Source organism: Achromobacter sp. E1 (assembly GCF_037039475.1).
Lineage (GTDB): Bacteria > Pseudomonadota > Gammaproteobacteria > Burkholderiales > Burkholderiaceae_B > Achromobacter > Achromobacter mucicolens.
The window spans coordinates 397,053-423,204 of the sequence record NZ_CP146253.1; the positions used below are offsets into that span (position 1 = coordinate 397,053).

Sequence of the window (26,152 nt, forward strand, 5' to 3'; positions counted from 1 at the left end):
CGGCGTCGGCCACCCGGCCGGCACCGGATAGCAAGATTATCTTGCATTGAGCTGTACCTCTTATTTTTCAATTTTTGACTTCAGATTTCTAACCAAGGAGTTGTCATGACCAACGTCGCTTTCGTTGCCCTCGCTTGCGGTCTTATCATCGGTCTGGGCGCTATCGGCGCTTGCATCGGCATCGCACTGATGGGCGGCAAGTATCTGGAAGCTTCGGCTCGTCAGCCTGAACTGATGAACGCTCTGCAAACGAAGATGTTCCTGCTGGCTGGCCTGATCGACGCGGCATTCCTGATCGGCGTGGGTATCGCCATGCTGTTCGCCTTCGCCAACCCGTTCGTCGGCTAAGGCACCGCCCGCCGGCAAATAGGTGGGTCATGACGCTGGCGGCGATGAGAGCAACGGCTCCATCGCCGGTCAGCAAAGTATCGAGTGCTCCGCGACGCCCCTTTCCGGGTGCGGTCGGAGCCGAAAGGTGTTAAAGGAACGACCGTGAATCTGAACGCGACGATCATTTTCCAGATGCTCGTGTTCTTCGTTCTGGGCTGGTTCACGATGAAATTCGTGTGGCCTCCCCTGACGAAGGCGATGGACGAGCGCCGCCAAAAAATCGCCGACGGCCTGGCCGCCGCCGAGAAGGGCAAAGCCGACCTGGCTCAAGCCCAGGCGCGCGTCAGTCTGATCGAGGCTTCTGCCAAGTCCGAAAACCACGCACGCATCATCGAGGCCGAGAAGCAAGCCGCCTCCCTGATCGAGCAGGCCCGCCGCGAAGCGGAAGCCGAACGTGCCCGCATCGTGGCGCAGGCTGCCCAGGATGCCGCGCAGGAAGTCCAGCGCGCCCGCGAAGCGTTGCGCGACGACGTCGCCGCGCTGGCCGTCAAGGGTGCTGAACAGATCCTCAAGCGCGAGGTTGACGCCCGCGCACACGCCGAGCTGCTGAACCAGCTCCGCGCGCAGCTCTAATCCGGGACCGTCATGGCTGAACTTTCCACTGTTGCCCGGCCCTACGCTGAAGCGCTCTTCAGCGCAGCGCGCGACGACAAGGCCGGTCTGCCGGCGTGGGCCGACCTGGTCAGCGAAATGTCGCAGGTCGCCTCCAACCCCGACGTGCGCGAGGCCATGGCCGATCCGCGTCTGGGCGACAAGCAGCGCGTCGAACTGTTTACCGGCCTGATCAAGGCCGATTTGCCGCAAGCCGCCCGTAATTTCATCGAGCTGCTGGTCGAAAACGACCGGCTGCTGCTGCTGCCCGAGATCGCCTCGCAATTCGTCGCGCTGCGGAATCGTCACGAAGGCACGGCGCAGGCGGAAATCACCAGCGCGTTCGAGCTGAGCGATGCCCAGGTCAAGGATCTGGTCGCCGCGCTCGAACAAAAATTCGGCCTCAAGCTCAAGCCCAGCGTTACCGTCGACCCGTCGTTGATCGGCGGCGTGCGCGTGGCCGTCGGCGACCAGGTGCTCGATACTTCCGTACAAGCCCAATTGGTCCGCATGCGCGATCAGCTCGCCGCTTAAGGCTACTAACAGGATTCCAGGAGTCAATATGCAACTCAATCCCTCCGAGATCAGCGAACTGCTCAAGAGCCGCATCGAGGGCCTGGGCGCTTCGGCTGATGTCCGTACTCAGGGCACCGTCGTGTCCGTGACCGACGGTATTACCCGCATCCACGGCCTGTCGGACGTGATGCAGGGCGAAATGCTCGAATTCCCCAACAACGTTTTCGGTCTGGCGCTCAACCTCGAGCGTGATTCCGTCGGCGCCGTTATTCTCGGCGACTACACCGGCGTTTCCGAAGGCGACCAGGTCAAGACGACCGGCCGCATTCTGGAAGTTCCGGTTGGTCCGGAACTGAAAGGCCGCGTGGTCAACACGCTGGGCGAGCCGATCGACGGCAAGGGCCCGGTCAACGCCAAGGCCACCGACATCATCGAAAAAGTGGCGCCTGGCGTTATCGCCCGCCGCTCGGTGTCGCAGCCGCTGCAAACCGGCATCAAGGCTATCGACTCGATGGTTCCCATCGGCCGTGGCCAGCGCGAACTGATCATTGGCGACCGCCAGACCGGCAAGACCGCCGTGGCCGTCGACACGATCATCAGCCAGAAGGGCAAGGGCGTCACCTGCGTGTACGTCGCTATCGGCCAGAAGGCTTCCACGATCAACAACGTGGTCCGCAAGCTCGAAGAGCACGGCGCGATGGAATACACCATCGTCGTGGCCGCCTCGGCTTCCGACTCCGCCGCCATGCAGTACCTGGCCGCCTACGCCGGCTGCACGATGGGCGAATACTTCCGTGATCGCGGCGAAGACGCCCTGATCGTCTATGACGACCTGACCAAGCAAGCCTGGGCCTACCGCCAGGTCTCGCTGCTGCTGCGCCGTCCGCCGGGCCGCGAAGCCTACCCGGGCGACGTGTTCTACCTGCACTCGCGTCTGCTCGAGCGTGCCGCTCGCGTCAACGAAGAGTACGTCGAGAAGTTCACCGAAGGCGCCGTCAAGGGCAAGACCGGCTCGCTGACCGCGCTGCCGATCATCGAAACCCAGGCAGGCGACGTGTCGGCCTTCGTTCCGACCAACGTGATCTCGATCACCGACGGCCAGATCTTCCTGGAAACCGACCTGTTCAACGCCGGTGTCCGCCCCGCAATCAACGCCGGTATCTCGGTGTCCCGCGTCGGTGGCGCTGCCCAGACCAAGGTCGTCAAGAAGCTGTCCGGCGGTATCCGTACCGACCTGGCGCAGTACCGTGAACTGGCCGCTTTCGCGCAGTTCGCCTCCGACCTGGACGACGCGACCCGCCGCCAGCTCGAGCGCGGCAAGCGCGTCGTGGAACTGCTCAAGCAGCCGCAATACCAGCCGCTGCAGGTGTGGGAACTGGCCGTCACGCTGTACACGGTCAACAACGGCTACCTGGATGACGTGGACGTGGCCCAAGTGCTGTCGTTCGAGAAGTCGCTGAAGGATCAGCTCAAGGCCAAGCACGCGGCCCTGATCCAGCGCATCGAAGACACCAAGGAACTGTCCAAGGACGACGAGGCCGAACTGGCCGCCGCCGTTCAGGAATTCAAGAAGCACGGTGCTTTTTAAGAAAGTGATGGGTTAGGCGTCCAAGGCGCCTCACCCATCCTTCCCGGATGGTTGAGGCGCGAGCGGAACCCATCGGCCAGTCTTCACAGGAAAGCGCAATGCCCGGAATTAAGGAAATCCGAACCAAGATCAAGAGCGTGCAAAACACGCGCAAGATCACCAAGGCGATGGAAATGGTCGCCGCATCCAAGATGCGCAAGGCGCAGGAACGGATGCGTGCTGGCCGTCCGTACGCCACCAAGGTGCGCGAGATTGCTGCGCACCTGATGCAGGCCAATCCCGAGTACAGCCACCCGTACCTGGTCGAACGCGAAATCAAGGCGGTCGGCGTGGTCATGGTGACGACCGACAAGGGTTTGTGCGGCGGCTTGAACACCAACATCACTCGCGTGACGTTGGCCAAGCTGAAAGAGTTCGAGAAAAACGGCATCGCCGTGCAAGCGACCGCTTTCGGCAACAAGGGCGTGGGTGTGCTGACCCGTATCGGCGCCAAACTGGTTTCCCAGGAAGTGCAACTGGGCGACAAGCCGCAACTGGACCGCCTGCTGGGCGCGATCAAGGTGCAGCTGGACGCCTACCTGGAAGGCCGTATCGACGCGCTGTACGTGGCCTCGACCCGCTTCGTCAACACGATGAAGCAAGAGCCCCTGTTCCTGCGTCTGCTGCCGCTGGCCAGCGGTTTGGAAGATCCGTACCAGACGGGCGCCGAAAGCCTGGCCAAGACCTCGGAAGTGAAGTCGGAATACAGCTGGGATTACATCTACGAACCCGACGCCCGTAGCGTGATCGACGACCTGCTGCAGCGTTACGTTGAAGGCCTGCTGTACCAAGCCGTGGCCGAGAACATGGCTTCGGAGCAGTCGGCCCGGATGGTCGCCATGAAGGCGGCGTCGGACAACGCCAAGAAGGTCATCGGCGATCTGCAACTGGTCTACAACAAGACCCGTCAGGCCGCGATCACCAAAGAAATTTCGGAAATCGTAGGGGGCGCTGCCGCCGTTTGAGGCAGGCAGCATCCCGTCAAAAGCTATCAAGCAAGGAATCGACATGAGCAACGGAACCATCGTTCAGTGCATCGGCGCCGTGGTGGATATTCAGTTCCCCCGCGATCAAATGCCCAAGATCTATGAAGCGCTTACTCTGGCCGACGAGGGTTCCTCGTTCGCCGAAAAGGGTCTGACGCTGGAAGTGCAGCAACAGCTGGGCGACGGCGTGGTGCGTACCATTGCGCTGGGCTCCAGCGACGGCCTGCGCCGCGGCATGAAGGTCACCGGCACGGGCGCCCCGATCTCGGTGCCCGTCGGCACCGGCACGCTGGGCCGCATCATGGACGTGCTGGGTCGTCCCATCGACGAAGCCGGCCCGATCCAGCACGAAGAAAAGCGTGGTATCCACCAAGCCGCTCCCCGTTTCGACGAACTGTCGCCGTCGGTGGAACTGCTGGAAACCGGCATCAAGGTTATTGACCTGGTGTGCCCGTTCGCCAAGGGCGGCAAGGTCGGCCTGTTCGGCGGCGCCGGCGTGGGCAAGACCGTGAACATGATGGAACTCATCAACAACATCGCCAAGCAGCACAGCGGTTTGTCGGTGTTTGCCGGCGTGGGTGAGCGTACCCGTGAAGGCAACGACTTCTACCACGAAATGGAAGAGTCGAACGTTCTGGACAAGGTCGCGATGGTGTTCGGTCAGATGAACGAACCCCCCGGCAACCGTCTGCGCGTGGCGCTGACCGGCCTGACGATGGCCGAGAAGTTCCGTGACGAAGGCCGCGACATCCTGTTCTTCGTGGACAACATCTACCGCTACACGCTGGCCGGTACCGAAGTGTCCGCACTGCTGGGCCGTATGCCGTCCGCCGTGGGTTACCAGCCCACGCTGGCCGAGGAAATGGGCAAGCTGCAAGAGCGCATCACCTCGACCAAGACCGGCTCGATCACCTCGATCCAGGCCGTGTACGTCCCTGCGGACGACTTGACCGACCCGTCGCCTGCCACGACCTTCCAGCATTTGGACTCGACCGTCGTGCTGTCGCGTGACATCGCCGCCCTGGGTATCTACCCGGCCGTCGACCCGCTGGATTCGTCCAGCCGTCAGCTCGACCCGCAAGTCGTCGGCGAAGAGCACTACGCCGTGGCCCGTGGCGTGCAGCAGACGCTGCAGCGCTACAAGGAACTGCGCGACATCATCGCGATTCTGGGCATGGACGAACTGTCGCCGGAAGACAAGCAGGCCGTGGCCCGCGCACGTAAGATCCAGCGCTTCCTGTCGCAGCCGTTCCACGTCGCCGAAGTGTTCACCGGTTCGCCCGGCAAGTACGTTCCGCTGGCCGAAACCATCCGTGGTTTCAAGATGATCGTCAACGGCGAGTGCGATGCCCTGCCGGAACAGGCGTTCTACATGGTCGGTTCGATCGACGAGGCCTTCGAGAAGGCCAAGAAACTGCAATAAGGAACCGATATGGCTACCCTGCATGTGGATGTGGTCAGCGCAGAGGAAGCGATCTTCACCGGTGAGGCGAAGTTCGTGGTTCTGCCTGGCGAGTCGGGTGAACTGGGCATTCTGCCCGGCCACACCCCGCTGATCTCGCGCATACGCCCCGGAACGGTCAAGATCGTTCGTGCCGACCAAGGCGAGGAAAACATCTTCGTCGCCGGGGGTATCCTGGAAGTTCAGCCGGGCAGCGTGACGGTTCTGGCCGACACGGCTATCCGTGCCGCCGACCTCGACGAAGCCCGCGCCCTGGAAGCGCGCCAGAAGGCCGAACTGGCCCTGGCCAATGCCAAGGACAAGGCTGACATCGCTGTCGTCGAAGCCGAGCTCGCCATGCTGGCTGCACAAGCCATCGCGGCGCGCAAGCTGCGCCAAGGCGGCCGCTCGCACTAAGCGGCAACGCGGTTCTCCGGGCTTGCCCCGGACACGAAAGAAGCGGCCCCCGGGCCGCTTTTTTCATGCGGGTGCGAAACCCGTGCGGACGCCCCGTCACGGTCAGCCGCAATGCGTTCACTACGAATAGTCGCGGCGGTGTTGCAACAGTAGCCTTCAGTTTTGCGATGCAAACGAGGAAGGCATGCGAGACGTGCTGGATTGCGGGGTGCTGATGGCGCCCGATCATGAAACGACGATGGGCGCCTGGGTCGAAGGCCATCAGGGCAGGGTGACGCGCGTGCGGCTGCATGCGGTGTCCCTGGCGCCGCCGCCGGACTCCCTTGCCCGGCAGTCGCTGACGCTGCGGCGTTACGACGCCTGCATCCTGCCCGTGGCGCCGGGTTCGCTCGCGTGGGCCCGCATGGCCCTGCAGCAAGCCAGCAGCGCGCTCTCCACCCCCATTTTGCTGATGATCCACGACGTGAAGGCGCCTGCGATTCTCGATCTGCTCAGCTTGGGCGCGGCCGATTTCATCGGCCAGCCGGTGTGCCTGGAAAGCCTGCGCGTACGGCTGGTTCGCCTCGCCCGCCGCAGCGCCTTGCCGGGCGCCGGCGCGACGGGCGGGGTCCATGAGCGCCGGGCCAGCTATCTGAGCGTTGACGCGCCGACGGGCGGCGCCGGGCATGCGCTCGCCGGGCAACGCTTCTCCGACGCCGGCGAGCTTGAGCGCGCGCCGCTCTTGCATCACGCGTCCCACGCATTGCTCGGGCGTCATTCGCCTCATGCGCAACACCCGTCTATCGGTCCCCACGCGGCGTCCGCGCGTCCCAGGGTGGCCGTCGATGTCATCGAACACGCCTTGAGCAGCATGCGCCACCAATACAAGCGGGGCGCGCCAGAGACCTTTCGCGCGGCGAAGGCGCAGGTGGTGAACGGATTCGAGCGCGAGTACATCCGCCATGCGCTGTCGCGCCACGGGGGCAACGTGGCCCAGGCAGCGCGCGCGTGCGCCAAGCACCGCCGGGCGTTCTGGGCGCTGATGCGCAAGCACGGCATAGAAGCCGCACCCTACCGCCAGGCCGCGCAGGCGGCCGCCCTGCAGCACGAAGGCGGCTAAGGCGCAAAGGCGCCAACCCGTCCCCTGCGCTGCCCCTTGCGCGTGCGCAATCGCCCGGATACGGCCGCCGCGCGCCTTGCGGGCCAGGGGAAGTAAACTCACGGCTTCCGATCATCGAGGTTAGCCGTGTCCGCTCCCCGTTTGAAGAACGATGTGTTCTTGCGCGCCCTGATGCGCGAACCCGTGCCTTATACCCCCATCTGGCTGATGCGCCAGGCGGGCCGCTATCTGCCCGAGTACCGTGAGACGCGCGCGCGTGCGGGCTCGTTCATGGGCCTGGCGCAGAATCCGGACTTTGCCTCGGAAGTCACGCTGCAGCCGTTGGAACGCTATGACCTGGACGCGGCCATCCTGTTCTCGGACATCCTGACCGTGCCGCACGCGATGGGTCTGGGGCTGGACTTCGCCGAAGGCGAGGGCCCGCGTTTTGCGCATCCCATCCGCACCGAAGAGGACGTCGCGCGCCTGGCGGTGCCCGACATGGACAAGCTGCGCTACGTGTTCGACGCGGTCAGCACCATCCGGCGCGATCTTGACGGCAAGGTGCCGCTGATCGGTTTTGCCGGCAGCCCCTGGACCATCGCCTGCTACATGGTTGAAGGCAAGGGCAGCGACGACTACCGCCTCATCAAGACCCTGCTGTATTCGCGCCCGGATCTGCTTCATCGCATCCTCGAGATCAACGCCGAAGCCACCCTGCAATACCTGAATGGCCAGATCGCCGCGGGCGCTCAGGCCGTGATGCTGTTCGACAGCTGGGGCGGTGTGCTGGCCGATGGCCTCTTTCAGCAGTTCTCGCTGGCCTACACGAAGAAGGTCGTGGCGGGCCTGACCCGCGAGCACGAAGGCCGGCGCGTGCCGGTCATCGTGTTCACGAAGGGCGGCGGCCAATGGCTTGAAGATATTGCGGCCTGTGGCAGCGAAGCCGTGGGCCTGGACTGGACGGTGGATCTGGCGGCGGCCCGCCGGCGCACCGGGGATTCGGTCGCGTTCCAGGGCAACCTGGATCCGATGGCGCTCTTTGGTGGCGCCAGCGCCATCCGCAAAGAGGCGCGCCGGGTGCTGGACGCGTTCGGACCGGTGGGCAAGGGCGGCCATGTGTTCAATCTGGGGCACGGCATTTCCCGCTTCACTCCGCCAGAAGCGGTAGCTGAATTGGTCGATGAAGTCCACCAACACAGCCGCGCTCTGCACGCGTAAGTAAGTGAACGCTTCGGCCCCAAGGGCCGAAGCAAGCAGGCCGCGAAGGCGACTTGTGCACAATAAATTCAGCCTCGGGGAAAACCCTTCCCAAGCTGGCTTACATTCTTGAAACCGGCCTCAAGTGCCTGTTTTATATCGGAAAATGTCGCTTATCAACAGGGGTGCAATAGTTTGTGCATTCTTGCCATATTCCATTTTTCGATGTTGCTCTTGCCTTTTCCCCAAAGTTATCCACAGGCGTCGGTGGATCAATGGCGTCCGGGCAGGCGACAATCGTCCCATGCCGCGCCTGGCGCCTCTCATCCTTTCGGCTAGTCCTATTTCAGTAGATGAATGTCCCCCGATTCCCTGCCTGACGCGCAAGTAAAGCCCGACTCCTCAGCGGTGTGCTGGGTGCGCGTGGCGCTGGACGTGCCGTTGCCCGGCCCGTTCGATTACCGCAGCGATGCGCCGATCGCCGTCGGCCTGCGGGTGATCGTTCCGTTCGGCCGGCGCAAGATGATCGGGGTGGTCGTCGACAATCCCGCCGAACCTTCTTTCGAGCCCAAGCAGATCCGGCCCATCGAGGCGGTGCTGGACGATCTGCCGCCGTTCGACGAGGCGTGGTTGCGCATGGCGCGCTTTGCCGCCGACTACTATCAGCGGCCCCTGGGCGAGGTGATGCTGCCCACGCTGCCGCCGCCGCTGCGCAAGCCCACGTCATATCAGGGCAAGCGGTCCGGGGAAGGGCCCGTGGCGCGCATGGATGCGCGCAAGCGCAAGACCGTGCGCGCGCCGGCCACGCCCGACCAGCCGCCCGCGCTGAACGAAGCGCAGGAAGCGGCGGTGCAAGCCATTGGCGCGCTGGACGGATTCAAGCCGGTGCTGCTGCATGGCGTGACGGGAAGCGGCAAGACCGAGGTCTACCTGCGTGCCGCCGAAAAGGTCCTGGCGGCGGGGCGGCAGGTGCTGTTGCTTGTCCCGGAAATCAACCTGACGCCGCAGCTTGAAGCCGCGCTGCGGGCGCGCCTGGAGTCGCTGGTCGGACCCGAGGGGCTGGCGGTCATGCACAGCGGCCTGTCCGACGGCGAGCGGCTGCAGGCCTGGACCCGCGCCCATCGCGGACAAGCCCGCATGCTGCTGGGCACGCGCATGTCGATCTTCGCGCCGCTGACGCAGCTGGGGCTGATCGTGGTCGACGAGGAACATGATGCGTCCTACAAGCAGCAGGACGGACTGCGTTATTCGGCGCGCGACCTGGCCGTGTGGCGCGCTCACGATCTGAACATCCCGGTCGTGCTGGGCTCGGCCACGCCGTCGCTGGAGACCTGGCAGCACGCCGAGCGCGGCCGCTACCTGCGCCTGACGCTGCCGGGCCGCGCCCGCTCCAGCGAACTGCCCAAGATCCGGCTGGTGGACACGCGCCGCCTGCAAATGAAGCAAGGCCTGTCGCCGCAGCTCGTCGAGGCCATCGGCCAGCGGCTCGAGCGCAAGGAACAGGTGCTGATCTTCCTGAACCGGCGCGGCTATTCGCCCGTCCTGCACTGCCAGTCCTGCGCCTGGGTCAGCAACTGCCCGCGCTGCACGGCCTTTACCGTGCTGCATCGCACCGATGGCCGCGGCCATCGCCTGCAGTGCCATCACTGCGGATACCAGGCCCCCGTGCCGCGCGCCTGCCCCGAATGCGGCGACCAGGACTTGGCGCCGATGGGCCGCGGCACCCAGCGTGTCGAGGAACACCTGGCCGAACTCTTTCCCGAGGCGCGCATCCTGCGCATCGACGCCGACAGCACGCGCAAGAAGGGCAGCGCCGAGGCGTTGTTCGCGTCCGTGCACGCCGGCGAGGTCGACATTCTGGTGGGCACGCAGATGGTGGCCAAGGGCCACGACTTTGCGCGGCTGGGACTGGTGGGCGTGCTGAACGCGGATTCGATGCTGTTCGCCCATGATTTCCGCGCGCCCGAGCGCCTCTTTGCACAACTGATGCAGGTGGCCGGCCGCGCGGGCCGCCACCAGGGCAACGGAGAAGTCCTGATCCAGACCGGCTACCCCGAGCAGCCGGTGTACCAGGCCCTGCTGCGCCACGATTACGCCGGATTCGCGCGCCATGCGCTGCACGAGCGCGAAAGCACCGGACTTCCGCCCTTCGTTTACCAGGCGCTGCTGACCGCCGAAGCGCGCGAACTCAAGGTTGCCCAGGCGTTCCTGGAGCAGGCGCGCGTGCTGCCCGAGGGCGAGTGGGCCGCCGATTTTCCGGGCATGGACTCGATCATGCTGTATGACCCCGTGCCGCTGCGCGTGGTCCGCGTGGCCAACATCGAGCGCGCCCAGCTGCTGGCCGAAAGCAGCAGCCGGCCGGCCTTGCAAGCGTTTCTGGCTTCGTGGTCGCACCACCTGCCGTATCTGGCCAACGAGGCGCGCGTGCGCTGGCAACTGGAAATCGATCCGCTGGAAATCTGATCGGCGCTGAAGCGGGACGTTCGTGCGACGGAGCGCAGCGGCAACAGTTCGCCGCTGCGACGATGCTCCGGTGTTGCGCAGCCGCGGCCACGCGGGGCGCCTCTGCGGCCACCCGCCGATGCGCCATCGACCCGATTGTTCTATGATCGTCTTCCTCTATCGCACCGGCGCGGCAGACCCGCTGCGGCGGCTGCGCCCGTCCCCTTTTTCTCGCGTTTTTCCGGCCCATTGACGGGCAGCGGCAGGCCCCTTGCTTGCCGGCTGTCCTGGCATGGCCGCCGCAACGCATGACGATCTGAATCTCCAATGTCCGCAAGCGAACCGATTGGCCACGGCATGAATCCCGCGCAGCGGGAGGCGACGCTTTACCTGGACGGCCCCTGCCTGGTCCTGGCGGGCGCCGGCAGCGGCAAGACACGCGTCATCACGCAGAAGATCGCGTATCTGCTGCGCGAATGCGGCTACATGGGCCGCAACGTGGTGGCGCTGACCTTCACCAACAAGGCCGCGCGCGAAATGGACGAGCGCGTGAAGACGCTGGTGGACCGCAAGCTGTCCAAGGGCCTGATCATCAGCACCTTTCACTCGCTGGGCGTGAAGATGCTGCGCGAAGAAGCGCGCAACGCGGGCCTGAAGCCCACGTTCTCCATCCTGGATGCCGACGACGCCATGTCGATCATCCAGGAACTGCTGGCGACCACCGACAAGGCCCGCCTGCGCCACGTGCAGGGCATCATCTCGCTGTGGAAGAACGCCCTGATGGAGCCGGACGACGCGGCGCGTGAAGCCATCACTCCGGGCGACGTCGAAGCCGCCAACGTCTATCGCAGCTACGCCGCCACGCTGGCCGCCTATCAGGCGGTCGACTTCGACGACCTGATCCGCATTCCCGCGCAGCTGCTGGCCAGCAACGAAGAAGTGCGCACCCGCTGGCAGAACCGCGTGCGCTACCTGCTGGTCGACGAGTACCAGGACACGAACGTGTGCCAGTACCGGCTGGTGCAATTGCTGACGGGCCCGCGCGCCATGTTCACCGCGGTGGGCGACGATGACCAGGCCATCTATGCCTGGCGCGGCGCCACCATCGAGAACCTGGCCAAGCTGACCACCGACTACCCCAACATCAAGCTCATCAAGCTTGAGCAGAACTACCGCTCGGTGCAGCGCATCCTGGCGGCGGCCAACCAGGTCATCGAAAAGAACCCCAAGCTCTTCGAGAAAAAACTGTGGTCCGAGCTGGGCGTGGGCGAACCCATCACGGTGGCGGCCATGGATGGCGAGGAACAGGAGGCCGAGTCCATCGCCATGAAGGTGTCGGCGGCGCGCTTTGAACGCCAGGCCCAGTGGAAGGATTTCGCCATCCTGTACCGCAGCAATCATCAGTCGCGCATCCTGGAACAGGCGCTGCGCAACCTGAAGATCCCGTACACGATTTCCGGCGGGCAAAGCTTTTTCGACAAGGCAGAAGTGCGCGACATCCTGGCGTACCTGCGCGTGCTGGCCAACGACGATGACGATCCCGCCTTCATCCGCGCCGCAACCACGCCCAAGCGCGGCATCGGCCAGGCCACGCTGCAGGCGCTGGGCCAGTATGCGGCCAGCCGGGAACTGTCGCTGCTTGCCGCCGTGGCCGAGACCGGCCTCGAAAGCGTGCTCGCGCCCCGCCAGCTTGAACAGCTGCGCACGTTTGCCGAATTCATCCGCCGCATGCAGTGGCGCGCCGGTCGCGGTGCTGCCTCGGGCAAGGACGCGGCGCCCGCGGAACCGGCCGGCGCGATTCTCGACGACCTGCTTGAAGCCATTCAGTACGAGCGCCACCTGTTCGAACTCTTCGAGGAACGGCCCGCGCAGACGCGCTGGCAGAACGTGCTGGAGCTGACCGGCTGGCTCAAGCGCAAGGCCGAGGAAGACAACATGACGCTCTTTGACCTGGTGCAGCACGTCGCCTTGGTCACCATGCTGGAGCGTGGCGAGGAAGACGAACCCGACGCCGTGAAGATGTCGACGCTGCACGCCTCCAAGGGCCTGGAATATCCGCACGTGTACCTGGCGGGCGTCGAAGAAGGCCTGCTGCCTCACCTGGGCAAGGACGACGAAGTCGGCGACCCGGCGCGTGCCGCCGAAAACCTGGCCACCCGCATCCAGGAAGAACGGCGGCTGATGTACGTCGGCATCACGCGCGCGCAGCGCAGCCTGCACCTGAGCTGGTGCAAGCGCCGCCGCCGTGCGCGCGAAGACCTGGTCCGCGAGCCCTCACGTTTCATCGAGGAGATGGGACTGGGCGACGTGCGCATCCAGGAAGACGACGCGACGGCCGCCATGAGCCCCAAGGAGCGCATGGCCATGCTGAAGGCGCTCCTGAACAAATAGGGCCGGCGGCGCGGGCTTGAAGAAAGCCCTGCCTCGCTCCTACACTGGCCTGTCCGGATCGAAGGAGCGCATCATGTGCCGTTGGCTGGCTTATACCGGTAGTCCCCTGCAGATGGAGAGCGTGCTGTTCAAGGCCAAGCACTCGCTCATCGAGCAGAGCCTGCATTCGCGCCTGGGCGCCACCACCACGAACGGGGACGGATTCGGGCTGGGGTGGTACAGCCGCGCCATCGAAGGCCGGCCCGCCGAGCCGCCATTTCGCTACCGCAGCGTGCATCCCGCCTGGAACGACCGCAACCTGCGCGAGGCGGCGCGCGCCATCCATGCGCCGCTTTTCGTCGCGCACATCCGCGCCGCCACCGATACCCCCGCGCAGGAAACCAACTGCCACCCCTTCCGTCACGGGCACTGGCTATTCGTGCACAACGGCCTCATCCGCGACTATCCGCTGCTGCGGCGCGATCTGATGCTGATGATCGCGCCCGGCTATTTCGGGTCGCTGGAAGGCTCCACGGATTCCGAGGTGATGTTTCTCTTGGCCCTTACGTTCGGCCTGGACGAGGATCCGATCGCGGCCATCGCCCGCATGGTCGGCGCCGTCGAGGAAGCCGGCCGGCGTCACGGCGTGGCGCATCCCATCAACATGACGGTGTGCGCGTTGGACGGCGAACGTCTCATCGCCGTGCGCTACTCCAGCGAAAGCGACTCGCGCACGCTGTTTCACAACACCTGCGTGCGCCACCTGCGCGAACTCTATCCCGACAACGCGCAGATCGCCGCCATGGACGACGACGCCTTCCTGCTGTTGTCCGAGCCCCTGTCGGACATGGCGGGCGTCTGGGAAGAAGTGCCCGAATCCACGGCAATCATCGCGGGACGCGGCAACGTGCAGCACTTCCGGTTTGCGCCGATTCCGCCGGGCGAGTGATCTGCGTCGAAAGTGCGGGAATTGGGGTCATCAAGCACGTATTTCGCATATGGGCGAGAATACGGCTCGCAAGACATTGCGACGTCCTGGGCCGCGAGAGCACCCCAATCCAATCAGGAAGTTGCATGACAGATAGCCAAACCCCGCAGGCCATAGACGCATTCGCGGTGTTTACGCGCACGGGGCGCGCCCCGGATTGCTTTGAATTGCACGAAGAAGGCGTAGTCGCTCAGGAAGGCGGCGCCCGCTGCTACACCGCGTTCGCGGACATCCACGACCTCTGCCTGTACGCCAGCCGCCCGGACGCGGCCGCGGCTCCTGCTGACAGCCTGGCGTTTCGCAGCGCCCCGCAAGGCGCTTGGACCACCGCCGACGGCGTCGATGATTTCCCCGCCTTCATGGACGCGTTCCGCGCGCAGTACGTGGCGCAGCGCCTGCCGGTGCTGGAAGCGTTGCAGGCGCAAGGCGCGCGCGTCGCGTTCCGCTATATCGCGGGCGGCGCCTTCCCCGACCTCAAGACGCGCGAGCTGTCCCTGTCCGCGCAAGGCCTGCATATCGACGGCGCCACGTGGCCGTACGAGTCGCTGCAGCCCATCGATCTGGACGATTGGACCGACACGGTCACCCTGCAGGACGACAACGGCGAGACGGTCTTCACGTGCCGTGTCGCGAACATCCTGAGTTCCGACCTCTTTGTAAACCTGGTCTACGACCGGTTGGGTCAGACGGCGCAATACGCCTGACGCCGGGCGCCGGCCCGGCAAGCCGATCGCGCCACGCTTCGCAAGATATGGCCGCCGGAGGGCGGCCATGTTTCATTCAATGCCCCGAATGCAGGGCAGGATTCAACGTGCCCCAGGCCGCGGTGCGCACCAGCGCCTCCACCGCGCCCGTCTGCGAGTTGCGGCGGAACAGCAGCCCATGCTGGCCCGCCAGCGACACCGCCTTCACGACGGCCCCTTCCGGCGTCAGCACCCGCGTGCCGGCCGTGATGTAGCAGCCGGCTTCGACCACGCAGTCATCGCCCAGCGAAATGCCCAGGCCGGAATTGGCGCCCAGCAGGCAACGCTTGCCGATCGACACCACCTGCTTGCCGCCGCCCGACATGGTGCCCATGATCGACGCGCCGCCGCCGATGTCGGTGCCATCGTCCACGATCACGCCCGCGCTGATGCGGCCTTCGACCATGGACGCACCCAGCGTGCCGGCATTGAAATTGCAGAACCCCTCGTGCAGCACAGTGGTGCCCGGCGACAGGTGCGCGCCCAGTCGCACACGCGCCGTGTCCGCGATGCGCACGCCGCTCGCCACGACGTAATCGGTCATGCGCGGGATCTTGTCCACGCTGCGAATTTCCAGCACCTGCCCGGTGGCGCGCAGATGCCAGCGCAGCGCGTCCACCTGTTCCACCGCACAAGGCCCCACCGAGGTCCACGCGACGTTGGCCAGCACCCCAAACAACCCATCCAGATTGGCGCCGTGCGGCCGGATGAGGCGGTGGCTGAGCAGATGCAGCCGCAGATAGGCATCGTGCGCATCGACGGGCGGCTCGTCCAGCGACGAAATCGCGGTCCGCACGGCCACGATATCCACCTTGCGGCGGGTGTCACGGACGAGCGCGGTGGCGACGTGCTCGCCGAGGGCGGCGCGCGCTTCTTCCGGCGTGAGGTGACGCGTTCCCGTGGGCGGGGCGTTATCGGCGAGCGAGGGCCGCGGATACCAGGTGTCTAGGATGGTGCCGTCGGCGGCTAACGTTGCCAGGCCGTAGGCGATGGCGCTTGTGGGGGTTGCGGACATGACGGGGGGCGATTGATGGCGATTTTGGTGGGCGACATTCTAGGCGAATGGGGGGGGTGTTGGTGGTATTTGGGGGGGCGGTTTTGTCTACGGATGTGGGTTGCGACGGCCTTCGTAGGTCGCCCGACGCCGCAGTCACCGTGGGCACGATCGCCCACGATTGCGGTCCGGAGCCTTCGCTCCGGACTGCCCCGTTGTCATCTTCGTCCGCCTTCGGCTCCCTTCAGATTCCCTCGGGCGCATCGACGGCGCTCGCACCCACGGTGACCGCGACGCCGTGCTACGAGGGTCTTTGGTTTGCGCGCTACAAGACCTGTGGACAGGGAAGGGGATTTGCGGGGCCGCCGAATTGCTGCCGCCCGGGCGGCGGCAATCGGCATCGGGTCGGCGGGACGTCGTGGCGATGTGCGCTTCGCGCTGGCAGAGGGCTGTTAGCTAATGGGCCGCCGTCACGGGGGGAGGGGCGGTGATGGGCGGCGCGGCGACGGGTAGCCACAGCTTGCCGACCCGTACGCGCCGCCCATCGGGCACAGGGGTTCAAGTGACGGTTATTGGCGTCTCTGCCTGAACTTGCCCAGAGCGTCTGCTGCTGCCGGTGTCTGACACCCTACGGAGATGCACTTGGCATGACGGGAATCTCACCAGGGTGTCAGACACCTTAGGAGGATTATTGGCGTCGCTGCCTGAACTTGCCCAGAGCGTCTGCTGCTGCCGGTGTCTGACACCCTAGGGAGACGCTCTTGGTATGACGGAAATCTCACCAGGGTGTCAGACACCTGGGGCAGACGCAGCCACACGCGAAGCGTCAAAGCGACGACGCAAGACGCCGCGTAAGTCCCCGGAGGCCGCCCGCGCGGCCGAACGGGGACGGGCACCGCAAGACGCTTCTCTTCCAAACGACTGCGTGCAAGAACCTCAAGAACCCGACTCGCCCCGCCGCCCGTAAAGATTCAACCGCAGAGCCCGGTGTGGCGTGGGCCTGGGGTGGGCGGGGCGTGTAGATGCGCCCGGCGGAAACCGAAGGGAGCCGAAGGCGGACGAGGTTGAGGATGGGGCAGTCCGGAGCGAAGGCTCCGGACCGCAATCGGAGCCCCGCCCGCCCCAGGCCCACGCCGCGCCGGGCGTCAAAAGAACTCACCCCCCGCGCGACATCAACCCCACCAACAACATTCAAAAAACCAAACCTTCAAGCCAAATCCCGCAGCAGCAATTCCCAAAACTTCAACCGCTGCTCCAACGTAGACACCAGCACATACTCGTTCAGCGTATGCGCCCCATCTCCATCCGCGCCGAGACCGTCCAGCGTCGGAATACCCATTGCCGACGTGAAGTTGGCGTCGCTGCCGCCGCCCGTCATCGGCGCGTCTTCAAGCAGGAAGCCCGCGCGGTCCGCGAAACCTTGCACCAATGCCAGCAATGCAGCGGCTTCTTCCGTCTTGACCATCGGGGGCCGGTTCAGTTCGACGTCGATGTCCAGTTCAACGTCCGGACCCACCGCGCACAGTTCGCGCATGCGGCGCAGCACGTCTTCGGCGGCGCCCATGTCGGGCACGCGGAAGTCGACGACGCAGCGGCACAGGGCGGGCACCGTGTTGGTGACCGTGCCGCCGGCGATCGTGCCCACGCTGACCGTGATGCCGCGGTCGTAGTCGGTCATGGCTTCCAGCGCCAGCACCTGGTGGGCCATTTCGCGGATCGCGCTGCGGCCCTTCTCGTGCTGCATGCCTGCGTGGGCGGGGCGGCCCTTGACGTTCAGGTTCAGCATGCCCGTGCCCTTGCGCGCCGTCACGCACTTGCCGCCGTTGGGGCGGGCAGGTTCGCAGACCAGCGCGTACTTCGCGTTCGCGGCGAAGCGTTCGATGTGCGCGCGCGAGGCGTGGCTGCCCGTTTCTTCGTCGGGAACCACCAGGAAGTCCACCGGCAGTTGCGTAGCGCCCGGACGCGCCACGCCGGCCAGGGCCGTCAGCGCCAGGTAGATGCCCGCCTTCATGTCATAGCTGCCCGGGCCGTAGAGACGGTCGCCGTCGATGCGCACAGGGTTTTCCAGCAGCGTGCCCACCGGATGCACCGTGTCCATGTGCGCCAGGATCAGGATGCCCGGACGCGTGTCGCCGGGGGCGCGGTTGGTCGCGTACAGCAGCGGCCCCGTCGTGGGGCCCAGCGACGACAGCTCAACGGTCAGGCCGGCGGCGGCCGCGTAGTCGGCGATGATGCGCGCCATCGCGGCGATGCCTTCGGGGAAGTTCGACGGCGACTCGCATTGCAGCCAGCTCTGGATGCCGGCGACGATCTGTTCAGTGCTCTGGGTATTGGACATGGCGATATCGGGGTTCAGCGATGGGAAAAGGGTTCAGGCGACCTGCTGGCCGGCCAGGCGGGCGAGTTCGGCGTCGTCGGGCATCTTGCCGTCGAACCAGAGGCTCGCGCAGACGGCCGACATGGCGCGGCCGTCGTGGCCGATGCCGGGCACCACCTGCAGCTTCCAGCCGAACGGCACGCCGCGGCGCTCGGCTTCCTTGCGGCCGAATTCGAAGTAATTCTGCGCGCGCGCGAAGCGGTGCGGGCCTTGGCGCATGGCGGCGGGTTCGGACGGCAGGTTCGGGTCGTTGGTCTCGATGTCCTTGTCGCCTGCCAGGATGGTCATCGGGTAGGCCAGCAGCTTGACCAGATGGTCCTCGGTCAGACCCACGCCGTCCATCCCCTCGGGATAGGGATAGTCGAACGTCGGCAGCGTGTACCAGCCGGGATTGCCCGCCGTCACCGCCTTGAAGGGCGCATGCGGCTGGCTGCTCATCAGGCGGTGGACGAATTGGCCGCCCGCGCTGTGGCCGAACAGGTAGACGTTCTGTCCGTCGGTGATCTCGCCGGCAATCATGTCCCTGATGACGTTGCCCACCAGCGCGTACGTCCAGCCATCGATGTGGCGCGGATTGCCGCCCGCCGAAAACACGCGGCCGTTGTTGTAGCTTTCAACGCCCGGCCAGATCTCGTTTGAGAACGTCAGCGCCACGATCAGCAGCTTGTGCTTGTCGGCGGCTTCGACCCAGAAGTCGCGGTATTCGTCGCCGTTGCGCAGCACGCCGTGCTGCACGATCACCACCGGGCGGTCCGGCGTGTAGCCGTAGGGGCGGTAGGTCTGCAGCTTGAACGGACGGTCGTAGTTGCGGTCCTCATCCACGTACAGGATGGCGTTGCGGCCCGCATGGCCCATTTCGATGGCGATGCGGTCCACGTTGGACATGTCGGAAGGTTTCATCAGGCGCTCGCTTCGTTCAGGTGGCAGGCCGACCAGTGGCCAGCCGAGATTTCTTTCAAGGGCGGCGCCACTTCGCGGCAGCGCGGCATCGCGTGGGGACAACGGGGATTGAACGTGCAGCCGGAAGGCGGATTCAGCGGCGACGGAATCTCGCCCTTGATCGGCGTGAACTTGCGGCCGCGGCGGGCCACGTCCGGCACCTCGGCCATCAACGCCTGCGTGTACGGATGGTTGGCGCGGGCGAAGATCTCGGCTGACGTCGAGATCTCGACGATCTTGCCCAGGTACATGATCGCGACGCGGTCCGAGATGTGCTTGACCACGCCCAGATCGTGACTGATGAACAGGTACGTAAAGCCGTGCTGCTCGCGCAGGTCCATGAACAGGTTGATCACCTGCGCCTGGATCGACACGTCCAGGGCAGCAACGGGCTCGTCGCAGACCAGGAACTTGGGGGCCACCATCAGCGCGCGGGCGATGCCGATGCGCTGGCGCTGACCGCCCGAGATCTGATGCGGGAAGCGGTCGCGGTATTCCGTGGCGAGGCCCACTTCGGTCAGCGCCTGGTCGATGCGGCCGGGGATCTCGTTGGGAGGCGCCAGCTTGTGCACCTTCAGCGATTCGCCCAGGATCTGCCGCAGCCGCTGGCGCGGGTTCAGCGACGCCTGGGGGTCCTGGAAGATCATCTGCACGCCCAGCGTGTACGCCAGCTTGTCGGCGCCGCGCAGACGGTTGGCGTCCATGCCCTGGTACAGCAGCTCGCCTTCGGTCTGGCGGTGCAGGCCGGCCACGACGCGGCCCAGCGTGGACTTGCCGCAACCGGACTCGCCCACCAGGCCCACGACTTCGCCGCGCTTGATGGACAGGTCCACGCCGTTGACCGCGTACACGGTGCGGCGGTCGATGGGACGGCCGGTCAGGGCGAGAATGCGTTGGGCCAGGTCAGGCCGCTGCTCGAAGCGCTTGTGGACGTTCTTGAGCTCGATGACGGGGGTATCGGCTTGGCTCATTGCTTACTGTGCCTCGCGGGCGATCGGCACGTAACAGCGATAGCTGCGCGAACCTTCGGTGGTGACGGAGGGGGCTTGCTCGGTGCAGCGCGTGACCGCGTGGGTGCAGCGCGGCCGGAACGCACAGCCCGCCGGACGGGCGGCAAGGCTGGGCGCCATGCCGTTGATCTGGTGCAGGCGTGCGCCCGGTTGCGTGGCGCCGGGCATCGAGTCCAACAGGCCGCGGGTGTAGGGGTGGCGCGGCGCATCCAGCACCTGCTCGACCGGGCCGCTCTCGACGATGCGGCCGGCATACATCACGGCCACGCGGTCGGCCAATTCGGCCACCACGCCCAGATCGTGGGTGATCCAGATCAGCGCCGTGTTGTGTTCGCGGCAGATCTGCTGCATGCGGTAGAGGATCTGGCCCTGGATGGTCACGTCCAGCGCCGTGGTGGGCTCGTCGCAGATGATGAGGTCGGGCTTGTTCAGCATCGCGATTGCAATCGCCACGCGCTGGCGCATGCCGCCCGAGAACTCGTGCGGGTAGCTCTTCAGGCGCTTTTCCGGCGACGGGATGCCGACCATGGCCAGCGCCTCGCGGCAGCGCTCCTCGGCCTGGGCGCGCGGCACGTCCTCGTGCGTCAGGATCGCTTCCATCATCTGCTCGCCGATGCGCAGCACCGGGTTCAGCGTCATCAGCGGGTCCTGGAAGATCATGGCGATGCGGTTGCCGCGCAACTGGCGCATCTGCTCTTCGGACAGCTTGCGCAGGTCCGTGCCCTTGAACTTCACCTCGCCGTCGACGACTTCCCCCGGCGGGTCGATAAGCCCCAGCAGCGAAAAGCCCGTCACGGACTTGCCGGAACCGGATTCGCCCACCAGACCCACGATCTCGCCACGGCGCACGGTCAGGTCGACGCCGTCGACCGCCAGCCATGCGCCGGCCTCGGTATGGAATGCAGTGCGCAGGCCGCGCACATCAAGAAGAATGTCGCTCATGCTCGGCGGGGGTCCAGGGCTTCACGCAGGCGGTCGCCCACGATGTTGATGGAAAGGATCAGCACCAGGAGCGCAATGCCCGGGAACAGGCTGATCCAGTAGTCGCCCGACAGCAGGTACTGGAAGCCGTTGGAGATCAACAGGCCCAGCGACGGTTCGGTGATCGGCACGCCCACGCCCAGGAACGACAGCGTCGCTTCCAGCGCGATCGCGGTGGCGATCTGGATGGTGGCGAACACCATCACCGGGCCCAGGCAGTTGGGCAACAGGTGATACAGCATGATGCGCCAGGCCGGAAAGCCCAGGTTGGCGGCCGCCTCGACGTATTCCTTGCGGCGTTCCTGCAGGGCGCGGCTGCGCATGATGCGCGCGTAGTGCCCCCATTGCACCAGGACCAGCGCAAGAATCACCTTGTCGACCCCGCGGCCCAGCACCACCAGCAGCACCAGCGCCACCAGAATGGTCGGAAAGCCCAGGATGAAGTCGACGATGCGCATCAGCACGGTGTCGACCCAGCCGCCCACGTAGGCGGCAACCAGGCCGATCGCGCCGCCGATGGCGGTGGCCAGCACGACGGCGGTCAGGCCCACCATCAGGCTGATGCGCAGGCCATACAAAATGGCGCTGAGCATGTCGCGGCCCTGGTCGTCGGTGCCCAGCCAGGCGATGCTGCCGTCCATCAGCGCCTGGCGCGGCGCAAGCCGGCCGTCCATGAGCGACAGGTTGGCAAGGTCGTAAGGGTTCTGCGGCGCGAAGAACGGCGCGAAGACCACCAGGATCACCAGGACGGCCAGCGCGATGACGGAGCCGCGCACCGTCGGGCGCGCGTGCAGTTTTTTCAGGATGGCGGCGCGCCGCGGCGTCTCGGCCAGGGGCTGGACGGTGCGGGTGCGGCCAGGATTCGGAGTATTAGCCATGGCGGTTTATTGAGCGGGGGCCACGAGCTGCACGCGCGGGTCGAGCGCCGCGTACAGGATGTCCACAACCAGGTTGATGACGACGAAGATCAGCGTGACCAGCATCACGTAGGCAACGACCACGGGACGGTCGAGCTGGTAGACGCTGTCGATCAGCAGCTTGCCCATGCCGGGCCACGCGAACACGGTTTCGGTGATGGTGGAGTAGGCGATGAGCGTGCCGAATTCCATGCCGATCACCGTGACCACGGGGATCAGGATGTTGCGCAGGATGTGGCGGCGCACGATGCGGCCCGGCTTGACGCCCTTGGCGCGCGCGAACTTCACGTAGTCCTGGCTGCGGGCCTCGACGACGCCCGAGGCGGTCATGCGCAGCACCAGCGCGATGTTGGCCAGCGCCAGGTTGATTGCCGGCATGATCAGGTGCGACCAGCCGTCGGCGGTCAGGATGGACAGGCGCACGCCCAGCACGTCGACCGTGTCGCCGCGGCCGGTGGCGGGCAGCCATCCCAGCCAGACGGCGAACAGCAGGATCAGCATCATGCCCTGCCAGAAGTTCGGCAGCGAAAAGCCCAGCACCGACGAGGCCATGATGCCGCGGCCCACGTACTCGTCGCGGTACAGGCCCGCGACCAGGCCCAGCGGAATGCCGATCACACAGGTCAGCATGATCGCGACGAACACCAGTTCGAACGTGGCCGGAATGCGCTGCACGATCAGTTCGATCGCGGGAATGCCGTGCACGAAGGAGGTGCCCAGGTCGCCATGCAGCGCGCGCCACAGGAACCCGGTGTACTGCTGCCACACGGGCAGGTCCAGGCCCAGGCGGGCGATCATCGCCTCGCGCGCGGCCTGGCTGGCTTCGGGGCTGACCAGCAGCTCGATCGGGTCGCCCACGGCATACACCGCGAAGAAGACCACGACCGAAACGGCCAGCAGCACGAACAGACTCTGTATCAGTCTGCGTAGGATGAACAAGGCCACGTGATGATTTCCTTGGTGGGCTCGGGGTTGGGGAAAAGCCGGGGTTATCGGGCGGGCCTGGCGGACAGGGCCCGGATATTCAAGTCAGGCCAGCCTGCACGCTAGGTGATCGGCTGCGCCAGGCGCACGACGGTCACGCCGGGCCGCAGGTTGGCGGTGGACGGCATGATGAGCACGCAGTTGTCGTAGGGCGTGGTGACGGGCTCGCCTTCCGACCAGCCGATGACGGTGCCGGCGCGGGGCAGCGTTTCCAGTCCCTTCCAGGGCTCGGCGAAACGGAAGTCGGCGCTCTTGGCGGCGATGGCGTGCGTGACGCGCAGCGCGCGCTGCAGCGGCGCGCCGGGCGCGAACCAGGCGGCGGGGATGTCGCCGCGGTCCACCGTGCCGGCCTGCACCAGAAAGCGCGCCATCTGGTCGGCGGCCACGCCGCGCGCCTCGGGGGCGCCGTGAAAGCCGCATTCGATCAGAAGGGACCGCGTGCCGTTGTCGCCCGCTTCGCCGAAACGGCCGAAATCGCGCATGCGCACGCCGGCGGCGTGGCCCGCGTCGGCAATGATGGTGGCGGGATTGCCCAGGGCGAGGGCCAGATCGATGTTGCGCTGTTCCAGGCCGGTCAGCTGCAGCGGCACGTCGGAATTGCTCATCGAGTGAAAGTCCAGCAGCCAGTCGGCCTGTTCCACCCAGGGGCGCAGGGCCGCGGCGCGGCGGCGCTCCTGCGAGGTCGGTACGGAAAGCTTGTCGTCGCTCCAGACGCGGTTCATGTCTTCGTCCACGAAGCGCGCGGGGGCGTAGTTGCGCGCGTCGAACCGGTCGAACGCGGCCAGGTTGCAGAACGCCAGCGTCAGCGTGCCGCGGCGCGGGCGCAAGCCGGCGGCAAGCAGGTCCTTCAGCGCCCAGGCGCCACAGAGCTCGTTGCCGTGGATCAGCGCGCTCAGCAGCACGCGCTTGCCGGGCGCGCCGGAATCGAAATGCCAGACGCCGGGCGTGTCGGTGTTGCCCACGCGCTCGGCCGACAGGTCCGGACAGGCCAGCAGGAAAGGACGCAGGGGAGACGGGGGCGCGGACGAGGACGGGGGCAAAGACGTGGGCATGGCAGTTCCGATGAAGCCAGACGATTGTATAGGGGATGAGGCGGGGGGCTGCGGGCCCGGGTACGGCAACTGCGCCGCCCCAAGGCAAAACGGCTGCACGAGGCAGCCGTTTCTTCTTTACTCAGCCCTGCCTGCTCACTTCGCGTCGGGCTTGACCGACGTGGCCAGGGTGTACTGGTCGCGGCGGCCTTCGTACGAAATGCCCTTGCGGTACGCCCAGATGCTGCTTTCGAAGTGCAGCGGGATCAGCGGCACGTTGTCCAGGGCGATCTGGGTGGATTCCTGCAGCAGCTTTTCGCGCTTGGCGGGATCGACCGTCACGATGGCCTGCTTGTAGACCTTGTCGAAGTCCGCATTCGAGAAGCCGCCGTAGTTGCTGGTGCCCAGGCTGACGGGCGAATCCAGCGTGGCCACCCACAGCTGGAACAGCGCCGAGGCCTCACCCGTTTCCGCCGGCCAGCCGCCCATCGAGAAGCTGAACTCGCGCTTGGCGCGCTTGGGGAAGTAGATGGAGGCGGTCATCGCGTCCACGTTGGTCTTGATGCCGACGCGCGACAGGTACTGGGCCACGGCCTGGGCAATCTGGCCGTCGTTGACGTAACGGTCGTTGGTGGACGACAGCGTCAGTTCAAAGCCGTTCGGATAGCCGGCTTCGGCCAGCAGCTTCTTGGCGCCTTCCGGGTCGTACTTGATTTCCGGGGCCTTGGGCAGCGCGCCGAACATGCCGTCGGGCATGTACTGGAAGGCGGGGGTGGCCATGCCATCCATGATGCGGGCGGTGATGGTCTTGCGGTCGATGGCCATGTTGATGGCCTTACGCACGCGCAGGTCCTGCAGCGGGTTCTTGCCGTCGGCGCTCTTGACGAACGGGCTCGGGTTACGGGCCACGTCGGGCTGGAAGAACACCAGGCGGGTGGACGGCGTGGCCACGAAGCCGAACTTCGGATTGTCCTTCAGGCGCGGCAGGTCGCGGGCGGCGGGGTTTTCGATCATGTCGAAGTCGCCGGACAGAAGGCCGGTCAGGCGCGGGCCGGCCGAGGGCACCGGCACGAACTTCACTTCCTTCCAGTGCGGCTTCTCGCCCCAGTAGTTTTCGTTGCGCACGAGTTCGATGCCGGTGCCCTTGACGTAGGACTTCAGCATGTAGGGGCCGGTGCCGATGGCGTCCTTGCCGTTGTTGAAGTCGGCCACGGTGGGCCAGGCGCCCGTCACGCCGCAACCCTTCTTGGGGTCGTACGTGAGCTTGCCGTGCTCGACGATGCCGTTCCAGATGATCGGCAGCGAGCGGGCCAGTTCGGCGGGCATCAGGGGGAAGGGTTCACCCGTCTTGATGATGACGGTGTGCGCGTCCGGCGTCTGGACGTCGGTGATGCGCTTGGTCATGTCCATGTAGGACTGCGACACGTTGGTTTCGTTGTTCAGCGTCCGGCAGATCGTGAACAGCACGTCTTCGGAGGTGAACGGCTTGCCGTTGGAGAACTTGACGTCGTCGCGCAGCTTGAATTCCCAGGTCAGGTCGTCCAGGTTCTTCCAGGAAGTCGCAAGCTGGGGAATCAGCTTCATGTCGGCGCTGCGGCCCACCAGCGAGTTGTAGACGTGCGCGGAGAACGCGTCGTTCTGCGTCATCTTGTGATAGTGGGGGTCCGCCGAGGTGGGTTCGGCCGACAGGCCGATCTTCAGCGTCTGGGCTTGGGCGGCTGCCAGCGGGATGGCGGCGGCCACAAGGGCCAGGGTAGTGCGCAACTTCATGGTGACAACTCCGGATGGGGAACGAACCGGATCGTGCGGGCGGCCTCGCGTGCCAGTGGACGACTGCGTCGGCCGGGGGCGTGCGGGGAAATTGTCGCCAGGGCACGACGGCAAGGGGCCGATTATCGGTAGGGGGTTCGCGCGCTGTCAATGCGCAGCGGCGATAGAGGCGCTAGGGAAAACGCCGAGAGGGGGAGGGGAAGAGGGCGTCGCGGGGCCCTTGGGGGCCACCCGCGGCGCGATGGCGCCAGTGAGGGATCAGCGCCGATGCGTTGCGGCGGGCGCCGGGGCTTACCCGGCGGGCGCTGCAACGTCAGCGCGCCAGGCTGATTCGCGGGAGATCTGTCGCGAATCAGCCTG

The 26,152-nt window shown here is 65.8% G+C and carries 22 protein-coding genes; 13 read left to right on the forward strand and 9 right to left on the reverse strand.

Going from position 1 to position 26,152, the window contains the following annotated elements:
• Positions 1-105: 105 nt before the first annotated feature.
• The 13 genes from atpE (at position 106) to V6V88_RS01880 (ending at position 14,750) form a co-directional block, all read left to right on the forward strand.
• Positions 106-348: a F0F1 ATP synthase subunit C gene (atpE, locus tag V6V88_RS01820; protein ID WP_003815363.1), complete on the forward strand. Its 243-nt coding sequence runs from the start codon at positions 106-108 to the stop codon at positions 346-348.
• A gap of 144 nt (positions 349-492) precedes the next feature.
• The gene (locus V6V88_RS01825) at positions 493-963 is read left to right on the forward strand and encodes a F0F1 ATP synthase subunit B (RefSeq protein ID WP_008167494.1); all 471 of its coding nucleotides are present in this window, start codon (positions 493-495) and stop codon (positions 961-963) included.
• Positions 964-975: 12 nt separating this feature from the next.
• The gene (locus tag V6V88_RS01830; RefSeq protein ID WP_056327612.1) at positions 976-1,515 is read left to right on the forward strand and encodes a F0F1 ATP synthase subunit delta; all 540 of its coding nucleotides are present in this window, start codon (positions 976-978) and stop codon (positions 1,513-1,515) included.
• Between the two features lie 28 nt (positions 1,516-1,543).
• Positions 1,544-3,085 (forward strand): F0F1 ATP synthase subunit alpha, encoded by a 1,542-nt coding sequence (gene atpA, locus V6V88_RS01835; protein WP_056327611.1) that lies wholly within the window; start codon positions 1,544-1,546, stop codon positions 3,083-3,085.
• Positions 3,086-3,183: 98 nt separating this feature from the next.
• Entirely contained in the window at positions 3,184-4,089 is a 906-nt protein-coding gene (atpG, locus tag V6V88_RS01840) for a F0F1 ATP synthase subunit gamma (RefSeq protein WP_008167500.1), read from the forward strand.
• 43 nt (positions 4,090-4,132) lie between these two features.
• On the forward strand, positions 4,133-5,533 hold the full coding sequence (gene atpD, locus V6V88_RS01845; protein ID WP_056327610.1) for a F0F1 ATP synthase subunit beta: 1,401 nt from the start codon (positions 4,133-4,135) through the stop codon (positions 5,531-5,533).
• A gap of 9 nt (positions 5,534-5,542) precedes the next feature.
• Positions 5,543-5,968, forward strand: coding sequence for a F0F1 ATP synthase subunit epsilon (locus tag V6V88_RS01850; RefSeq protein ID WP_056327609.1), 426 nt, complete (start codon positions 5,543-5,545; stop codon positions 5,966-5,968).
• A gap of 184 nt (positions 5,969-6,152) precedes the next feature.
• Positions 6,153-7,067: a helix-turn-helix domain-containing protein gene (locus V6V88_RS01855; protein WP_338617475.1), complete on the forward strand. Its 915-nt coding sequence runs from the start codon at positions 6,153-6,155 to the stop codon at positions 7,065-7,067.
• A 126-nt stretch (positions 7,068-7,193) separates the two neighbouring features.
• Positions 7,194-8,267 (forward strand): uroporphyrinogen decarboxylase, encoded by a 1,074-nt coding sequence (hemE, locus tag V6V88_RS01860; RefSeq protein WP_062840108.1) that lies wholly within the window; start codon positions 7,194-7,196, stop codon positions 8,265-8,267.
• A 336-nt stretch (positions 8,268-8,603) separates the two neighbouring features.
• Complete coding sequence (locus V6V88_RS01865) at positions 8,604-10,709, forward strand: primosomal protein N' (protein WP_338617478.1); 2,106 nt, start codon at positions 8,604-8,606, stop codon at positions 10,707-10,709.
• A 306-nt stretch (positions 10,710-11,015) separates the two neighbouring features.
• The gene (locus tag V6V88_RS01870) at positions 11,016-13,079 is read left to right on the forward strand and encodes a UvrD-helicase domain-containing protein (protein ID WP_063955407.1); all 2,064 of its coding nucleotides are present in this window, start codon (positions 11,016-11,018) and stop codon (positions 13,077-13,079) included.
• Between the two features lie 73 nt (positions 13,080-13,152).
• Positions 13,153-14,007 carry a class II glutamine amidotransferase gene (locus V6V88_RS01875; protein WP_056327605.1) on the forward strand — a complete coding sequence of 285 codons (855 nt, stop codon included), beginning with the start codon at positions 13,153-13,155 and terminating at the stop codon, positions 14,005-14,007.
• Between the two features lie 125 nt (positions 14,008-14,132).
• A complete protein-coding gene (locus tag V6V88_RS01880) occupies positions 14,133-14,750 on the forward strand; it encodes a hypothetical protein (protein ID WP_338617482.1) in 618 nt (205 codons plus the stop codon).
• 76 nt (positions 14,751-14,826) lie between these two features.
• Here V6V88_RS01880 and dapD read toward each other — a convergent pair whose 3' ends face one another.
• The 9 genes from dapD to V6V88_RS01925 all read right to left on the reverse strand — a co-directional run bounded on the left by dapD (position 14,827) and on the right by V6V88_RS01925 (position 25,792).
• Entirely contained in the window at positions 14,827-15,804 is a 978-nt protein-coding gene (dapD, locus tag V6V88_RS01885; protein WP_062840112.1) for a 2,3,4,5-tetrahydropyridine-2,6-dicarboxylate N-succinyltransferase, read from the reverse strand.
• A gap of 1,186 nt (positions 15,805-16,990) precedes the next feature.
• Positions 16,991-18,121: a M20 family metallopeptidase gene (locus tag V6V88_RS01890; RefSeq protein ID WP_338617485.1), complete on the reverse strand. Its 1,131-nt coding sequence runs from the start codon at positions 18,119-18,121 to the stop codon at positions 16,991-16,993.
• Positions 18,122-18,154: 33 nt separating this feature from the next.
• Entirely contained in the window at positions 18,155-19,060 is a 906-nt protein-coding gene (locus V6V88_RS01895) for a hydrolase (RefSeq protein ID WP_056327601.1), read from the reverse strand.
• Positions 19,060-20,070, reverse strand: a complete 1,011-nt coding sequence (locus tag V6V88_RS01900) for an ABC transporter ATP-binding protein (protein WP_179690860.1) — start codon at positions 20,068-20,070, stop codon at positions 19,060-19,062. The genes V6V88_RS01895 and V6V88_RS01900 overlap by 1 nt, the downstream gene beginning before the upstream one ends.
• 3 nt (positions 20,071-20,073) lie before the next feature.
• On the reverse strand, positions 20,074-21,051 hold the full coding sequence (locus tag V6V88_RS01905; RefSeq protein WP_056327599.1) for an ABC transporter ATP-binding protein: 978 nt from the start codon (positions 21,049-21,051) through the stop codon (positions 20,074-20,076).
• Complete coding sequence (locus tag V6V88_RS01910) at positions 21,048-21,968, reverse strand: ABC transporter permease (protein WP_056327598.1); 921 nt, start codon at positions 21,966-21,968, stop codon at positions 21,048-21,050. Before V6V88_RS01910 ends, V6V88_RS01905 begins: the two co-directional genes overlap by 4 nt.
• Positions 21,969-21,974: 6 nt before the next feature.
• The gene (locus V6V88_RS01915) at positions 21,975-22,952 is read right to left on the reverse strand and encodes an ABC transporter permease (protein ID WP_062839574.1); all 978 of its coding nucleotides are present in this window, start codon (positions 22,950-22,952) and stop codon (positions 21,975-21,977) included.
• 101 nt (positions 22,953-23,053) lie between these two features.
• Positions 23,054-24,043, reverse strand: coding sequence for a succinylglutamate desuccinylase/aspartoacylase family protein (locus V6V88_RS01920; protein WP_338617490.1), 990 nt, complete (start codon positions 24,041-24,043; stop codon positions 23,054-23,056).
• A 135-nt stretch (positions 24,044-24,178) separates the two neighbouring features.
• Positions 24,179-25,792 carry an ABC transporter substrate-binding protein gene (locus V6V88_RS01925; protein WP_223574064.1) on the reverse strand — a complete coding sequence of 538 codons (1,614 nt, stop codon included), beginning with the start codon at positions 25,790-25,792 and terminating at the stop codon, positions 24,179-24,181.
• Positions 25,793-26,152 lie beyond the last annotated feature (360 nt).

Coding starts and splice junctions, on each gene's coding strand:
- atpE (WP_003815363.1), top strand. CDS start 106: ATGACCAACGTCGCTTTCGTTGCCCTCGCTTGCGGTCTTATCATCGGT.
- V6V88_RS01830 (WP_056327612.1), top strand. CDS start 976: ATGGCTGAACTTTCCACTGTTGCCCGGCCCTACGCTGAAGCGCTCTTC.
- atpA (WP_056327611.1), top strand. CDS start 1,544: ATGCAACTCAATCCCTCCGAGATCAGCGAACTGCTCAAGAGCCGCATC.
- atpG (WP_008167500.1), top strand. CDS start 3,184: ATGCCCGGAATTAAGGAAATCCGAACCAAGATCAAGAGCGTGCAAAAC.
- atpD (WP_056327610.1), top strand. CDS start 4,133: ATGAGCAACGGAACCATCGTTCAGTGCATCGGCGCCGTGGTGGATATT.
- V6V88_RS01850 (WP_056327609.1), top strand. CDS start 5,543: ATGGCTACCCTGCATGTGGATGTGGTCAGCGCAGAGGAAGCGATCTTC.
- V6V88_RS01855 (WP_338617475.1), top strand. CDS start 6,153: ATGCGAGACGTGCTGGATTGCGGGGTGCTGATGGCGCCCGATCATGAA.
- V6V88_RS01865 (WP_338617478.1), top strand. CDS start 8,604: ATGTCCCCCGATTCCCTGCCTGACGCGCAAGTAAAGCCCGACTCCTCA.
- V6V88_RS01870 (WP_063955407.1), top strand. CDS start 11,016: ATGTCCGCAAGCGAACCGATTGGCCACGGCATGAATCCCGCGCAGCGG.
- V6V88_RS01875 (WP_056327605.1), top strand. CDS start 13,153: ATGTGCCGTTGGCTGGCTTATACCGGTAGTCCCCTGCAGATGGAGAGC.
- V6V88_RS01880 (WP_338617482.1), top strand. CDS start 14,133: ATGACAGATAGCCAAACCCCGCAGGCCATAGACGCATTCGCGGTGTTT.
- dapD (WP_062840112.1), bottom strand. CDS start 15,804: ATGTCCGCAACCCCCACAAGCGCCATCGCCTACGGCCTGGCAACGTTA.
- V6V88_RS01890 (WP_338617485.1), bottom strand. CDS start 18,121: ATGTCCAATACCCAGAGCACTGAACAGATCGTCGCCGGCATCCAGAGC.
- V6V88_RS01895 (WP_056327601.1), bottom strand. CDS start 19,060: ATGAAACCTTCCGACATGTCCAACGTGGACCGCATCGCCATCGAAATG.
- V6V88_RS01900 (WP_179690860.1), bottom strand. CDS start 20,070: ATGAGCCAAGCCGATACCCCCGTCATCGAGCTCAAGAACGTCCACAAG.
- V6V88_RS01905 (WP_056327599.1), bottom strand. CDS start 21,051: ATGAGCGACATTCTTCTTGATGTGCGCGGCCTGCGCACTGCATTCCAT.
- V6V88_RS01910 (WP_056327598.1), bottom strand. CDS start 21,968: ATGGCTAATACTCCGAATCCTGGCCGCACCCGCACCGTCCAGCCCCTG.
- V6V88_RS01920 (WP_338617490.1), bottom strand. CDS start 24,043: ATGCCCACGTCTTTGCCCCCGTCCTCGTCCGCGCCCCCGTCTCCCCTG.
- V6V88_RS01925 (WP_223574064.1), bottom strand. CDS start 25,792: ATGAAGTTGCGCACTACCCTGGCCCTTGTGGCCGCCGCCATCCCGCTG.